This is a genomic window from Sphingobacterium sp. UBA5789 (assembly GCF_002418355.1).
Lineage (GTDB): Bacteria > Bacteroidota > Bacteroidia > Sphingobacteriales > Sphingobacteriaceae > Sphingobacterium.
Map to the genome: position 1 here is coordinate 489227 of NZ_DIDX01000001.1, position 14219 is coordinate 503445.

The 14219-nt window shown below is 39.0% G+C and carries 14 protein-coding genes; 12 read left to right on the forward strand and 2 right to left on the reverse strand.

The genetic code is table 11. The features are described 5' to 3' along the window. Positions 1-77: 77 nt before the first annotated feature. Both B4B65_RS02060 and B4B65_RS02065 read right to left on the reverse strand, forming a co-directional pair. Positions 78-512, reverse strand: a complete 435-nt coding sequence (locus B4B65_RS02060; RefSeq protein WP_236582371.1) for a hypothetical protein — start codon at positions 510-512, stop codon at positions 78-80. Positions 513-596: 84 nt separating this feature from the next. Further along, on the reverse strand, positions 597-2060 hold the full coding sequence (locus tag B4B65_RS02065; protein WP_293912934.1) for a WG repeat-containing protein: 1464 nt from the start codon (positions 2058-2060) through the stop codon (positions 597-599). A 180-nt stretch (positions 2061-2240) separates the two neighbouring features. On the opposite strand from B4B65_RS02065, the gene B4B65_RS02070 reads away from it, so the two are divergent. From B4B65_RS02070 to miaB, 12 genes are all read left to right on the forward strand, one after another. Beyond that, positions 2241-3731, forward strand: a complete 1491-nt coding sequence (locus B4B65_RS02070) for a sulfatase family protein (RefSeq protein WP_293912936.1) — start codon at positions 2241-2243, stop codon at positions 3729-3731. Then, positions 3728-5245, forward strand: a complete 1518-nt coding sequence (locus tag B4B65_RS02075) for a sulfatase family protein (RefSeq protein ID WP_293912938.1) — start codon at positions 3728-3730, stop codon at positions 5243-5245. Before B4B65_RS02070 ends, B4B65_RS02075 begins: the two co-directional genes overlap by 4 nt. A 48-nt stretch (positions 5246-5293) precedes the next feature. Continuing rightward, positions 5294-6343 carry an A/G-specific adenine glycosylase gene (gene mutY, locus B4B65_RS02080; RefSeq protein ID WP_293912940.1) on the forward strand — a complete coding sequence of 350 codons (1050 nt, stop codon included), beginning with the start codon at positions 5294-5296 and terminating at the stop codon, positions 6341-6343. Between the two features lie 24 nt (positions 6344-6367). Then, a complete protein-coding gene (locus B4B65_RS02085; RefSeq protein WP_201681322.1) occupies positions 6368-6820 on the forward strand; it encodes a single-stranded DNA-binding protein in 453 nt (150 codons plus the stop codon). A gap of 215 nt (positions 6821-7035) precedes the next feature. After that, positions 7036-8076, forward strand: a complete 1041-nt coding sequence (gene pheS / locus B4B65_RS02090; protein ID WP_201681323.1) for a phenylalanine--tRNA ligase subunit alpha — start codon at positions 7036-7038, stop codon at positions 8074-8076. Next, positions 8077-8493, forward strand: coding sequence for a hypothetical protein (locus B4B65_RS02095; protein WP_293912975.1), 417 nt, complete (start codon positions 8077-8079; stop codon positions 8491-8493). It abuts the gene before it with no gap. A gap of 6 nt (positions 8494-8499) precedes the next feature. Further along, positions 8500-9075, forward strand: a complete 576-nt coding sequence (locus tag B4B65_RS02100; RefSeq protein WP_293912977.1) for a TetR/AcrR family transcriptional regulator — start codon at positions 8500-8502, stop codon at positions 9073-9075. 69 nt (positions 9076-9144) lie between these two features. Next, positions 9145-10554: a 23S rRNA (uracil(1939)-C(5))-methyltransferase RlmD gene (gene rlmD, locus B4B65_RS02105; protein WP_293912979.1), complete on the forward strand. Its 1410-nt coding sequence runs from the start codon at positions 9145-9147 to the stop codon at positions 10552-10554. 4 nt (positions 10555-10558) lie between these two features. Next, on the forward strand, positions 10559-10963 hold the full coding sequence (locus B4B65_RS02110) for a hypothetical protein (RefSeq protein ID WP_201681327.1): 405 nt from the start codon (positions 10559-10561) through the stop codon (positions 10961-10963). A 56-nt stretch (positions 10964-11019) separates the two neighbouring features. Further along, on the forward strand, positions 11020-11784 hold the full coding sequence (locus B4B65_RS02115) for a hypothetical protein (RefSeq protein ID WP_293912982.1): 765 nt from the start codon (positions 11020-11022) through the stop codon (positions 11782-11784). A gap of 135 nt (positions 11785-11919) precedes the next feature. Beyond that, positions 11920-12612: an OmpA family protein gene (locus tag B4B65_RS02120; protein WP_003008800.1), complete on the forward strand. Its 693-nt coding sequence runs from the start codon at positions 11920-11922 to the stop codon at positions 12610-12612. A 156-nt stretch (positions 12613-12768) separates the two neighbouring features. Further along, entirely contained in the window at positions 12769-14205 is a 1437-nt protein-coding gene (miaB, locus tag B4B65_RS02125; RefSeq protein WP_201681329.1) for a tRNA (N6-isopentenyl adenosine(37)-C2)-methylthiotransferase MiaB, read from the forward strand. Positions 14206-14219 lie beyond the last annotated feature (14 nt).

Here is a 14219-nt window from a genome sequence, read left to right on the forward strand (position 1 = left end):
CCAAACTTACGAAAAACCATTTAATGATAACGTGCAGTAAGTCTTCTAATATGTACAATTCTTTTGTTCAGAAAATACTACATGTTATAGTACTCTATATTTTTATGTTGAATAAACTGAATCATAGTCTGCAATTCATCTTCATTCTGAAAAAGCTTATTCCTCCAGAAGCGGTAGGAATGACCTTTACGCTGATATATAATCAATAGATTTCCACCTGATCTGGGTAAGTTGCGGATATGAGAGATATTCGCCAGAGGGAGTTCTATGTGTTTTTCACTTTTTATGATGGTCAGTTTCTGATCGTCAAATGTCCAGTGGGATGGTATGCGGCTGTAGCGTACTGCAAGGAAAATAATTAAAGGAATGGAAAATAAAGTGATCAATACTTTGACGATTTCCTGAAATGGAGTAAATGCAAGTAGAATAGCAATTAAAGTAATACCGCCAAATATAAGAGCCATGTACTTGGCACGGTGTAATGTTGAAATGTAATACGTTTTATCAGACATATCTGTCAAGTTACTTTGGACAACACCTAAATGAATAAAAAAAGTGCCAAGTTTACAGGATTGGCACTTTTCAGATGTTTTATTTTAATTTTCCTCTTCCATATTCACCGTTTCACCCTTTTGATTGATGTAATAAGAATTCTCATTCTTATCGGTCACATAAGCAACGCCATCTGAAAAGGCACTGGCGAGCGTATATTTAAAAGGAATCATTACCTTACCATTCTTATCTATATATCCATGAAGATTGTCCTTCTCAGCTAGGATGATATCATTATCTATTCCAATCTCCAGATAAGTATATCCTGATAATGTTGGATTGGGTTTGCTAAATTCCTGAAGATAATACTTTGAATCCTGCATGCCGATAAATAGGCCGTCCCTTATCTGAATAATACTTTCATTCACAAAAGGAAATATAATCTCATTTTTAAGATTAATAATACCCATCTTGTTATCTTTCATTGCAGCAGTAAACTGTCCGTCAAATTCGTTGAGATATTCGTATTGGGCTGGAATAAGAACTTCTCCTTCACGGGTAAGACAACCATAAAGATTGTTTTCTGTGTATATAACAGGACCTTCTGCAGTCCAAAGCAAACTTTCATATCTGAACGGGATTATTACGTTCCCTTTCAGATCAATTGCTCCATATTTCTCATTTGAATCTGATGCGATCAGTACATCTTCACCTGTTATCAGGAGTTGCGTGTAAGCTGCAGGAATAACAATATTGCCTTCCAGATCCTTCACTCCGATTAATTCGGTTGATTCGTCCTGAAAAGAAACCAGCGAATCACTTATATAGTTGTTGAAAATAGGATTTTCAGAAGTATCATTCGCAAGAGAGGGATCCAAAGTTTCCGTTTGCGTATATGCATCTTTTTCCTCCGTATAATCGGAAGGAATTTCAAATACTTTAGAGTCGTTTTTTACTTCCTTGACAGCAGAAGCCTGCAAGCCAACTCCATTGATGGTCATTAAAAGCATTGTTCCCGGAATTTTCTGAAGATATGTATTATCTCTCCAAAACAGTTTCGGAAGATCTTTGGTATACCATATTTCTGTTGTAGGGTCAAAACCGTCTAATTCGTCAATTCCGGACAAATCAAAAGTAAGTGTGGCTTTGTTACATGTATATCCCAAAATCTGCTTTTGTTCCTTATCATCAAAAGATAAAGTGCCGACTATAGAATAGGCATTGTCAAATGTTTTTTTTACGAAAGTTTTATATGCCGGACGTAATAAGACAGTTTCTTTTTTAGCAATATCGATAAGCTCTATCTTAGCATTTTTGTTTTTGCCCTCAACCCGAATAAAATCTTTGTTATAGATAATATCATTAAGCAGGTCTCCGTCTTTTCCTATTATACTGATCGTTTGAACCGTTCCTGATTCACTTTCGGATAATTTCTTCTTTTTCTCTGCCAATCTGTTTTTAAATTCTGCAGAGGTAAAAAAATTATATTGAATATTATATGTAGGGGATTGAGATCGTGCCGAATAGCTTACAAGAAGCAGGGCTATTAATAAATAAAATTTATTCATGTAGTGTGGTTTAATGCTAAGCAACAAAAGTCTTTTTAAATCATGAAGAAAACAAACGTTTCCGTAAGCATTTGCGACATTTTATCCGGCTAAAGTTACAGTTTCTGTAATCAAAATTGCATATTTGAAATATAATACCTAACCATGATGAACAGATACCTGCTAATTTGTTTTTTTATTTTGATAAACTGCATCTCAAATGCACAAAATAAACCGAATATTCTGATTATTATTTCAGATGACCATTCCTTTCAGACTATCGGAGCATACGGTTCTGCCATAGCACATACTCCGAATATTGATCGTATCGCAAAAGAAGGAACTATATTTGACAGGGCTTACGTTACAAATTCACTTTGTGGTCCCAGCAGAGCGACATTGCTTACCGGAAAGTACAGCCATAAAAATGGTTTTAAGGATAATGAGAATTCACATTTTGATCATAATCAGTCAACTTTCGTAAAAGATTTACAGTCATCAGGTTATCGCACAGCATGGATTGGTAAACAGCATCTGGGTGCCAAACCACAAGGTTTTGATTATTACAGTATACTAGATGGTCAGGGACATTATTTTAACCCGGTTTTTATTAATCAGGGTGATAAGCGGGAACAGATAGAAGGGTACGTTTCGGATATTGTGACTGAGAAGGCGGAAAAATGGTTGGATACTTTAAATAAAGATAAACCATTTTGTCTGATACTGGGACATAAAGCTACTCATCGTTCATGGCTGCCCGATCCTAAAGATTTTGGGACTTATGACCAGGCTGAAATTCCGTTGCCGGATAACTTCTATGATCAGTATGATAAAAGAAAAGCAGCAGCTGTACAGGAAATGAGTATTGCTAAAGATATGCTACTGCCTTATGACCTGAAGATGTATCCTACAAAAGAGGATATGCGAAAAGATTATGACTTTTCTCGTTTTACAGAAAGCCAGTTTGAGAAGTATTACGCATACTATAAGCCTATTCAGGACGATTTCTATGCACGTAAACTTTCCGGCAGACAACTGGAAGAGTGGAAGTATCGACGTTATATGATAGATTATCTCAATACTGCAGCTTCTCTGGACAGAAATATAGGCGAGGTGCTGGACTATCTTGATACACATGGACTGAAGGATAATACTATTGTAATTTATCTGTCAGATCAGGGATTTTATATGGGAGAACATGGCTGGTTCGATAAGCGTTTTATGTATGAAGAATCTTTCCGTACACCAATGGTTGCACGATATCCGGGAGTAATCAAACCGGGTACACATACAGAAGCCCGGGTAATGAATATTGATATTGCTCCTACTTTATTGGAAATCGCAGGAGTCAGAATACCAAAGGAAATACAAGGAAAATCATTCTATTCAGTACTGAAAGATGCGAGGAAGTCTTTCAGAAAATCCAGCTACTACCATTACTATGAGAACGGTACACATGCTGTATCTCCACACTTTGGAGTCAGTGATGGTAAATACAAACTTATTAGATTCTATAAAAGAGTAGAATCATGGGAATTGTATGATCTGGAAAAAGATCCTCATGAAATGAACAATATATACGCAGACAAGTCATCAGATGCGATTATCGGACGTATGAAAAAGAAACTGCTTGCAGAAATCCGGCAGGTAGATGATAAAGAAGCAGAAGCTATTTTTGAACAAAAGCTATGAATGTGAAACAGATATGCAGTTACATCAGTCTGGCCGTTTTCCTGTTTGCGGGTCAGCAGGTGCAGGCCCAGGATAAACAAAAACCTAATGTACTGATGATTTACGTCGATGATCTGGGATATGGAGATCTCAGTGTCTATGGCGGACAGGACATAGAAACTCCTCATCTGGATAACTTGGCAAAATCAGGAATAAGATTTACAAATGCACATGCTGCAGCATCTACCTGTACGCCATCCCGTTATGCGCTTATGACCGGAAACAATCCTTATCGTGCAAAAGGTACCGGCATCTTACCGGGAGATGCGGCACTTATTATCCCTCAGGACAAGATTACGCTTCCTAAAGTATTTCATCAGCAAGGCTATATTACTGGGATTGTAGGCAAATGGCATCTTGGATTGGGAGAACAGGTCGAAAAAGACTGGAATGGCAAAATCGCACCCGGACCGTTAGAAGTAGGTTATGATTATTCCTTTATCTTCCCGGCGACAGCAGATCGGGTGCCGACAGTTTTTCTGGAGAATCATTATGTACTGGCAGCAGATGCTAAAGATCCCATACAGGTAAACTATCGGCAAAAAATCGGAAATGAACCTACAGGAAGAGAAAATCCGGAATTACTCAAACTCCATGCTTCTCCCGGTCAGGGACATGATAATACTATTGTAAACGGTATAGGACGTATTGGTTGGATGACAGGAGGAAAAGATGCCCGATGGGCGGATGAAGAGCTGACGCTGACATTCTTTGAAAAGGCGAAGGAATTTATCAAAACCAATCAGAAGAAACCATTTTTCTTATGTTACAATGCTACTGAACCCCATGTGCCACGTATGCCGGCCACCTTATTTAAAGGCAAAAGCAAACTTGGACTTCGGGGAGATGCTATTCTCCAGCTGGACTACACTGTTGGTCAATTGGTACAGGAGCTAAAAAGCAACGGTGTTTATGAGAACACCATCATTATTTTTACCAGTGATAATGGTCCGGTTTTAGATGATGGATATGCCGATCAGGCAGTAGAAAAATCCGCTAATCATGATGCATTTGGTGGATGGAGAGGTGGCAAATACAGTGCTTTCGAAGCGGGTTCACGTGTGCCTTTTCTGGTAAGCTGGCCTGCGGTTATCAAAGGAGAACAACAATCAGACGCGCTGATCGGACAAGTAGATTTGCTGGCTTCGTTTGCCGGTCAGTTCGGTATTTCTTATCCTAAAGATCAGGCTGTAGATAGTCAGAACCAATGGAAAGCATTAACAGGAAATGACAAAAAAGGACGTGCCTATCTGGTGAAAAGTTCAGGTACTTTTTCCATTATACAGGGAGATTATAAGTACATCAAACCACGAAAGGGAGCTAAAATAGACAAAGCTGTAAATATCGAGCTTGGCAATGACGAGCAGCCGCAGTTATATAATCTGCGTACCGATAAAGCTGAAAAAGATAATATAGCCAACAGGAACATAAATAAAGTGAAAGAACTGGAGCAATTGTTACAATCTCAGCTATAATAATAGTTTGATTTCTGACATTGCAAAAATCTTCCCAACTTTGTACCTATGTCCTTCTCAAAACGATTAATTGCCTGGTATGATCAGCATGGGCGTGATTTGCCCTGGAGACATACACAGGATCCCTATATCATCTGGCTGTCTGAAATCATTTTGCAACAAACCCGTGTAGAACAGGGAATGCCTTATTTTATGCGGTTCTCAGAACAATATCCAACTGTTCAGGATTTCGCATCAGCAGATGAAGATCATATACTCAACCTGTGGCAAGGTTTGGGATATTATTCCCGTGGACGAAATATGCACAAGGCTGCCCGAATGGTTGTTTCTGATTTCGGAGGGATTTTTCCAAAGGCTTATGATGAAGTTATTAAACTTCCGGGAGTAGGAGAATATACTGCAGCTGCAATCTCCTCAATTTCTGCAAATCAGGCAAAAGCAGTATTGGATGGTAATGTTTTCCGTGTGTTATCCCGGTATTTTGGGGTTGAAGTCGAAATTAATACCCCTGCAGGGAAGAAAGTTTTTACCGAACTGGCAAATGAAATGTTGGATATGGACGATCCGGCACGGTATAATCAGGCTATTATGGATTTCGGAGCCATGCAATGTAAACCAAAATCACCGGTCTGTGGCAGCTGTATCTTTAATCTAGAATGCGTAGCTCTCAAAGAAGATAAAGTACACCTGTTGCCCCTTAAAAAGAAGGGAAAAGGAAGCAGAAACCGGTATTTTCATTATTTTATAATGGAAGAGAATGATCAGATTCTGATGTCCAAAAGAGGTGAAGGGGATGTATGGCAGAATCTGTATGAATTTCCGATGATTGAAACTACAGAACCGCTTTCGGGGCTGGATATTCTGAAAGATGAGCGTATAAAAGAGCATTTTTCGGAAGATCTTTCGCTTGAATTAAAAGGCAATGTAATCAAACACATACTCAGCCACCAGAATATCTATGCACAATTTTATAAAGTCAACAATCCTTCTGCGCTAAAGTTGAAAAAAAAGTCTTGGAATTATGTATTCTTAAAAGATTTAAATAAATTAGCTCAACATAAGTTGATTTTTAGTTTTATAGAAACCAACATTAGCTAATTACTAAACTCCTAAATTAATATCATGTCAGGCATTAACAAAGTTATCTTGGTTGGGCATTTGGGCAAGGACCCTGAAATCCGTTACTTAGAAGGCAACGTCAGCGTTGCCAGTTTCCCGTTGGCAACTTCAGAAACATTCAACAAAGATGGTCGAAAAGTAGAACAAACAGAATGGCACAATATCGTGATGTGGAGGGGCCTGGCCGATGTTGCCGCCAAATATTTGACAAAAGGGCGTTTGGTGTACATTGAGGGGCGTCTCAGAACACGTACTTATGAAGATAAAGAGGGGATTCGCAGATACACTACAGAAGTAGTAGCTGAGAACTTTACTTTGTTAGGTCGTAAATCTGATTTTGAACCACCTGCTCAGGCTGCAAATACTGCCGGGGCTACCGATAAGTCAGTAGAAAATAAAGAACAACAGGTCGATTTCAAAGAATTGGATGATGACAACGACGGACTGCCGTTTTAAAAAGAAACAGACTATATAATATTACTAATACAAAGGATTCTGCCAAAACAGGATCCTTTGTAATTTTTATGTATGTTACAGCGCTAAATTCATAACGTGTAAATCTTCGCTTGTCCGGATAATATGACAGCCAGGTGTCGGTATTCATAAAACTAATACGCAATCAATGCCGATGTCATTTTAACTTTTTTAATTTTTGCTGTATCTTTGGCCTTATGTTGCAAGATAAAATAAAGCAGTATACTGAAGAGATCGAGCAGTTCAATCCGCAGACTTCAGCTGATGTAGAAAATTTCAGATTGAAATTTTTGGTTTCCAAAGGAATAGTCAAGAGTTTATTTGAAGAATTTAAGGCCGCTCCTGCTGAAGAAAAGCGTGTTTTAGGTAAAGTACTTAATGATTTCAAACAACTGGCTGAAGGTAAATATCAGCAGGCACAGGAACAATTTGGTTCCACTGGACAAGTTAGTCAGGCTAAAGCTGAAGGAGATCTTACCCTGCCGGGCGATGGCTTTACATTAGGAGCTCGTCATCCATTATCTCTGGTTAGAAAAGAAATTGTTGAAATCTTCAAGAAACTTGGTTTTATCGTTGCGGAAGGACCTGAGATAGAAGACGACTGGCACAATTTCTCAGCACTGAACTTTCCACCGGAGCATCCGGCAAGGGATATGCAGGATACTTTTTTTATCAAAAAACAAGATGGCAATGATATTGCTCTCCGTACTCACACCTCTTCTGTACAGGTGCGTCTGATGGAAGCAGGTACGCCTCCGTTCAGAGCCATTATGCCGGGACGTGTGTATCGTAATGAAGCTATATCTGCACGTGCACATTGCTTCTTCCATCAGGTAGAAGGATTGTATGTAGATGAGAATGTATCTTTCGCAGATCTTAAACAAACCCTGTATCATTTCGTACAGGAGCTATATGGAGAAGGTACAAAAGTACGTTTCAGACCTTCTTATTTTCCATTCACAGAGCCATCAGCAGAGATGGATATCTCATGTACCATTTGTAAAGGTGCCGGTTGTCAGTTATGTAAATATTCCGGCTGGGTAGAAATCCTTGGTTGTGGTATGGTTGATCCTAATGTGTTGGAAAACTGTGGTATAGACAGCACTAAATATTCCGGATTTGCATTTGGTATGGGTATAGAGCGTATTACAAATCTGAAATATGAAATCAGAGATTTACGCCTGTTCTCTGAAAATGATGTTCGTTTTCTGAATCAGTTCCAAACAGAAATTATATAAATGAAAGCATTGCTCAGACTTGGTATACTTGCATGTATTACTTTCGTAGTATTCTCCTGTTCTAAGGGAGGCTGCAATGTCGTGCCAAGTGTGAATGTACGTAAAATCTTTAGTCAGGGAAGCAATCCTAAGCTGTTTGCAGCTGGAGGAGCCGATGTGATTGATGGAATCGGGGTTGCTGGTGTTATTGTGTACAATACCGGCAATAATACCTTTATTGCCTATGACCGTTGCAGTACAGTTAATCCGGAGCAGAGAAACAAAGTTGTATTGGATGATAATCCCAATGTTGTCAAAGACCCTGTGAGTGGCGCTAAATGGCTCTTGCTGGATGGTTCTCCGCTGGATATTGCTGAATGTCCGCTGAAACCCTATTATGTGATGAAGCAGGGGGAAACCTATATTATCCAAAATTGATATATAATGGAGCCTGAAAAAATAGTTACATCCATAAAAAAGGCTGCCAGAGAGCTGTTCAGACGATACGGCTATAACAAGACGAGTGTCAATGAATTGGCAAAAATGGCCAATGTTTCCAAAGCTACTGTCTATAAATATTTTGTCAGTAAAGAACTTATCCTGCATGCAATCCTGATGGATTATATACGGGACAATGTGAAAGATATTCTTGATAAAAATGTAAATCAGAAAGATCTTTCCACTTTTTTGGCCAATACCATTCTGCGTGTCAGCCGGTTGACTTACACAGTGTGTAATGAGTTTGTCGGATGGGAGTTTATACGGGAATCGGCCAACGCTCAGGAATATCTGAAAACGCTGTCAGAAGATCTTGAATTTTTATTGCTGAGCTCATTTATCCAAAATGAGGCGATTGCCAGTGAAGTTCCTGAAGAGAAGTTAACCTTCCTTATTAAAACAAGTAAAAACGTTGTTTTTTCATTTGCGTTCACAGCAGTTTCCGATGGGGATGTTCGCAAAAATTTTATTTCTTTCCAAAAAGAAATACTCCCATATCTTGTCCAGGCAGCATTGATCTAATCTCCTTCCTGTTATGATCGTACGGAAGGTCTGATTATTTCCGTTAAAAACTGTATTTTTGCGCCTATCATGAGAAGAAGAATTCCACAAGAGAAAAAATTTATTTCGGATATTGCTGTAATTGATATCGCTGAAGAGGGAAAAGGAGTCGGTAAAACCGATGAATTGGTGTTGTTTATTGATAAGGCAATACCCGGAGATGTCGTCGATGTGGAATTGGTTAAGAAGAAGAAAAATTTCGCGGAAGCGAAAGTTGCAACGCTTAAGAAAGCATCCGAATATCGTATCGATCCCTTTTGTGAACACTTCGGTGTATGTGGCGGATGTAAGTGGCAGCATATGGACTATAATGGCCAGTTGAAATTTAAACAACAGACTGTTGATAATGTGCTTGCGCGAATAGGCAAGGTCGATACTTCTATTATGGAGCCTATTTTGGGATCTGGAGAGACCGAGTATTACCGTAATAAACTGGAATATACATTCTCAAATAAAAGATGGCTTACTTCGGTAGATGATGCTAATGACGGATTGGAAATGAATGCTTTAGGATTTCATGTTCCCGGACGTTTTGACAAAATTCTCGATATAGACCATTGTTATTTACAGCAGGATCCTTCCAATGCTATACGTAATCAGATACGTGCATTTGCAATAGAAAATCAGATTTCTTTTTATGACCTCCGCGAACATGCGGGAGCATTGCGTAACCTTATTATACGTACAGCCTCTACAGGAGAGCTGATGGTGATTGTTGTATTTGCTTATCCGGAAGACGGACAGGTCGAGTTACTGATGAATTATGTCAACAGTAATTTCCCGGATATCAACTCCTTGCTGTATATCATTAATCAGAAAAAAAATGATACTATTTTCGATCAGGATATACACATCTTCAAAGGAAGAGATTTTATCTATGAAGAGATGGAAGGATTGAAATATAAAATCGGACCAAAGTCATTTTATCAGACAAATTCACTTCAGGCATACGAATTGTATAAGATTACAAGAGAGTTTGCAGGATTGACAGGAGATGAATTAGTATATGATCTTTATACAGGTGCGGGTACCATCGCCAACTTCGTTGCCAAAACGGCACGTGAAGTGATTGGTGTGGAGTATGTACCGACAGCTATTGAGGATGCTAAAATCAATTCAGCTATCAATCAGATTGGCAATACGAAATTCTATGCCGGCGATATGAAAGATGTCCTTACAGGAGATTTCATTGCAGAACATGGAAAACCGGATGTAGTTATTACAGACCCTCCACGCGCAGGCATGCATGGAGATGTGGTACAGCGATTGCTGGAAATGGAAGCTGACAAAATTGTATATGTAAGCTGTAATGCGGCTACACAGGCACGTGATCTGGCATTATTAAATGAAAAATATACAGTGGATCGCATCAAGCCTGTTGATATGTTTCCACACACGCAACACGTTGAAAATGTGGTGCTATTAAAATTGAAAAGATAAGCATATGGATTTGGAACAATTATTAAAAAATCAAGCCGGCGGAGACGGGCAAAAAGAACAGAAAAGTCCATTGGATAGTCTTAAGGTCGATCTTGATTTTTATGCTGAATCAATCAAAGAAGTGGCTACAGAGATGTTGTCTGAGGGATATACCCTGTTTCCTATTTTTGTGGCACATCAGCATCAGGTGAGCGTTGGAGAGGTGATATTAGATAAGACAGAGTTGAATACCAAATGGAGTATCAATGCCTCTTCTCTGGAAGAATTTGTAGAAAGAGGTTTGATAAAAGAGGATCGGAAAGCTTATTTTGAACGCACATACAAAAAGCCGGAAGATTATATGTGTCTGTTTGTGGTTGTGCCTGAAGGAGCGAATTTTGTATTCTATCCTTACAAAAAGTCAGCATAGACTTTTATGTATTTTTAACATTTTGATTTATTAAAGTATTATTACTTTTAGCCTGTATGTATAAGTTAACAAAGTATAAGTTTGGATTTTATCTGTTGATTCTTTTCTTTGGATTCAATATTCAGGCATCACACTCCCAGACCATGAGTCCGGTTAGTGGGTTGGTCATGGAGAAAGGAACCGGTACCAGACTCTCAGATGTTAATGTTACCAATCTGCGTACTCGTAGAGTAAGTATCACAAATAATTTTGGAATTTTTAATATAGATGCTTCTGTAGGAGATAGTTTATATTTCTCAAAAATCGGCTATGGATCGGTAAAGACAATTCTGTACTCCAAAGAAGATATTCTGATCGATATGCAGGCTGGTATTAAGCTGGAAACAGTGGTTGTCGAACGGATGACCAAGGAAGCAGAGATGAATAATATCATGCGTGATTATGAGAAGAAGGGTATTTACAACGGTGGGAAGAATAAGACGATGACCTATCTTGCAAGTCCTGCTACGGCGCTGTATAATCTTTTTGGCCGGGAAGCGAAAAATGCAAAACGTTTTCAGGGATATATGGACAGAGAGATAGAAGAAGGTAAAGTAGACAGAGTGTTTACGCGGTCTACTGTGACCAATATCACTGCGTTACAGGGAGAAGATCTGGAATCCTTTATGTCTATATACAGGCCATCTCCGGATATGGTACAGCACTGGGGGCAATATGATATTATGAATTATGTCAAGAAATCGTTCGAAAAGTTCGAAAAAGATGGACGTCCGAAGCCTGAACGACTTCCGAAATTAGCAATTCCTCCACAGGAGAAATAAAAAAATATAATGAAAACCTTGTTGATTGCTTATTTGACAAGGTTTTTTTGATTATAAGTGTAGTGCAGAGTGATTTTGGCATATGCTTTGTTTTGATATTATCTACAACACACAGGATTAGAATTAGAAAAAAATATGATTATGAAAGTAAATAAGAAAATAGCTGTTTTTGGGTTGACATTAGCTACCTCTGCAATGTTATTTGGAAGTTGTTCTACTATTCAGAACATGAACAGTACAACTAAAGGTGCCGCTATCGGTACTGCAGGTGGTGGTGCCCTTGGAGCACTTATCGGAGGAAAGGCTGGTAATACAGCTGTAGGTGCTATTGCCGGTGCGGTAATTGGTGGTGCTGCAGGTGCGTTGATCGGTAAAAAAATGGATAAGCAGGCAGCTGAAATCGAAAATACAGTAGCTGGTGCGGAAGTAATCAAATCTGATGAAGGTATCATCGTTAAATTTGACGAAGGTATTTTATTCGACTTTAATAAATCTGATCTGAAAGCTTCAGCAAAAACAAATATCAGCAAATTAGTAGCCACTTTGAATAAAGAGCCGGATACTAAGATTTTGGTTATCGGCCATACAGATAACGTAGGTTCATTAGCCGCTAATCAGAAAGTTTCTGAAGCTCGTGCAGCAGCAGTAAAAACATATGCCGTTTCACAAGGATTGAACGGTGGCCGTATCAATACAGAAGGTAAGAACTACTCTGAGCCGTTGGCAAGTAATGATACAGATGCAGGTCGCGCTGAAAATCGTCGTGTAGAGATTGTTATCGTAGCAGGCGATAAAATGAAACAAGAGGCTATTAATGCAACAAAATAAATAGTACTTTTTAAACTTTTACCGGAAGGGCATTGTCGCGAGGATAATGCCCTTTCTTTTTGGAATGTTAAATTTTAGTCAAAGCTTGTTTATCCTGCCAATATGTCACGTTTTGTGATTTTTTATTCCTAACTTTGTATTCTTTGAATTTTGACAATGATAGATTTATCACATAGCACTAAAGAGCATGACGAATCCCGTCAGGGAGAGGCTTTACAGTTGGAGGCAAGCGCAGATAATAGTAACGGAAGAAAACTTTATATAGAGAGTTACGGCTGTCAGATGAACTTTTCTGACAGTGAAATCGTAGCTTCTATTTTAATGGATAAAGGTTTTGAGACAACGAAGGATTTCAATGAAGCCGATGTTGTATTTATCAATACCTGTTCCATTCGTGAAAATGCCGAAACCCGCGTGCGTAATCGTCTGAAGGAGTTTGAATTTGCTAAATCCAAAAATCCCGGGATGATCGTGGGCGTATTGGGCTGTATGGCGGAACGTTTGAAATCTAAATTCCTCGAAGAAGAAAAACTGGTCGATGTTGTCGTCGGGCCGGATGCATACCGTGATCTTCCTAATCTGATCGAACAGGTCGATGATGGGGCAAAAGCTGTCAATGTATTGCTGTCCAGAGAAGAGACCTATGCTGATATCAATCCGGTACGTCTGAATACCAATGGAATTACAGCTTTTATTTCAATTATGAGAGGCTGTGACAATATGTGTTCTTTCTGTGTCGTACCATTTACACGTGGTCGCGAGCGTAGCAGAGATGTGGATTCTATTATCAAGGAAGCACAGGATCTGTTCAATGCCGGATACAGAGAGGTGACTTTATTGGGACAAAATGTAGACTCTTATAAATTTACTGCGCCTGTAGCTGAAGGAGAATCTGCTGCGGAACCTGTTAACTTTGCTCAGCTACTGGCTAAGGTAGCAGATGTAAGTCCGTTACTGCGTGTTCGGTTTTCGACCTCTCATCCTAAAGATATTACAGACGAAGTATTACATACAATGGCCAGATATGAAAATATCTGTAACTATATTCACCTTCCTGTGCAGTCCGGTAATTCCAGAGTATTGGAATTGATGAACCGTACATATGACAGAGCCTGGTACATTGACCGTGTAGATGCGATTCGTCGTATTCTCCCTGAATGTGGTATTTCTACAGACGTGATCACAGGATTCTGTACAGAGACAGAAGAAGAACATCAGGAAACGCTTTCGATGATGGACTATGTTAAATATGACTATGCCTATATGTTTGCATATTCAGAAAGACCGGGTACACTGGCAGCCAAACGTTATGAAGATGATATTCCGGAAGAAATCAAAAAGCGTCGTTTGACAGAAGTTGTAGCCAAACAGCGTTTGCACAGCCATTACCGTATCGAGAATTTTGTCGGTAAAGTACATAAAATATTGATCGAGGGCTATTCCAAGAGGTCAGATAAAGACTTTGCAGGACGTAATGATCAGAATGCAATGGTAGTGTTCCCCGTAGATAATCGTTATAAAGTAGGAGATTATGTCAATGTGCTTGGAGAGTCTTGTACTTCAGCTACATTACTTGGTCGTATCGTAGAGTAACGGAAAAAATTAAT

What these genes read in the sequence shown, in the direction of transcription:
- B4B65_RS02060 (WP_236582371.1), bottom strand. Translation starts at nt 512, where the DNA reads ATGTCTGATAAAACGTATTACATTTCAACATTACACCGTGCCAAGTAC.
- B4B65_RS02065 (WP_293912934.1), bottom strand. Translation starts at nt 2,060, where the DNA reads ATGAATAAATTTTATTTATTAATAGCCCTGCTTCTTGTAAGCTATTCG.
- B4B65_RS02075 (WP_293912938.1), top strand. Translation starts at nt 3,728, where the DNA reads ATGAATGTGAAACAGATATGCAGTTACATCAGTCTGGCCGTTTTCCTG.
- mutY (WP_293912940.1), top strand. Translation starts at nt 5,294, where the DNA reads ATGTCCTTCTCAAAACGATTAATTGCCTGGTATGATCAGCATGGGCGT.
- B4B65_RS02085 (WP_201681322.1), top strand. Translation starts at nt 6,368, where the DNA reads ATGTCAGGCATTAACAAAGTTATCTTGGTTGGGCATTTGGGCAAGGAC.
- pheS (WP_201681323.1), top strand. Translation starts at nt 7,036, where the DNA reads ATGTTGCAAGATAAAATAAAGCAGTATACTGAAGAGATCGAGCAGTTC.
- B4B65_RS02095 (WP_293912975.1), top strand. Translation starts at nt 8,077, where the DNA reads ATGAAAGCATTGCTCAGACTTGGTATACTTGCATGTATTACTTTCGTA.
- B4B65_RS02100 (WP_293912977.1), top strand. Translation starts at nt 8,500, where the DNA reads ATGGAGCCTGAAAAAATAGTTACATCCATAAAAAAGGCTGCCAGAGAG.
- rlmD (WP_293912979.1), top strand. Translation starts at nt 9,145, where the DNA reads ATGAGAAGAAGAATTCCACAAGAGAAAAAATTTATTTCGGATATTGCT.
- B4B65_RS02110 (WP_201681327.1), top strand. Translation starts at nt 10,559, where the DNA reads ATGGATTTGGAACAATTATTAAAAAATCAAGCCGGCGGAGACGGGCAA.
- B4B65_RS02115 (WP_293912982.1), top strand. Translation starts at nt 11,020, where the DNA reads ATGTATAAGTTAACAAAGTATAAGTTTGGATTTTATCTGTTGATTCTT.
- B4B65_RS02120 (WP_003008800.1), top strand. Translation starts at nt 11,920, where the DNA reads ATGATTATGAAAGTAAATAAGAAAATAGCTGTTTTTGGGTTGACATTA.
- miaB (WP_201681329.1), top strand. Translation starts at nt 12,769, where the DNA reads ATGATAGATTTATCACATAGCACTAAAGAGCATGACGAATCCCGTCAG.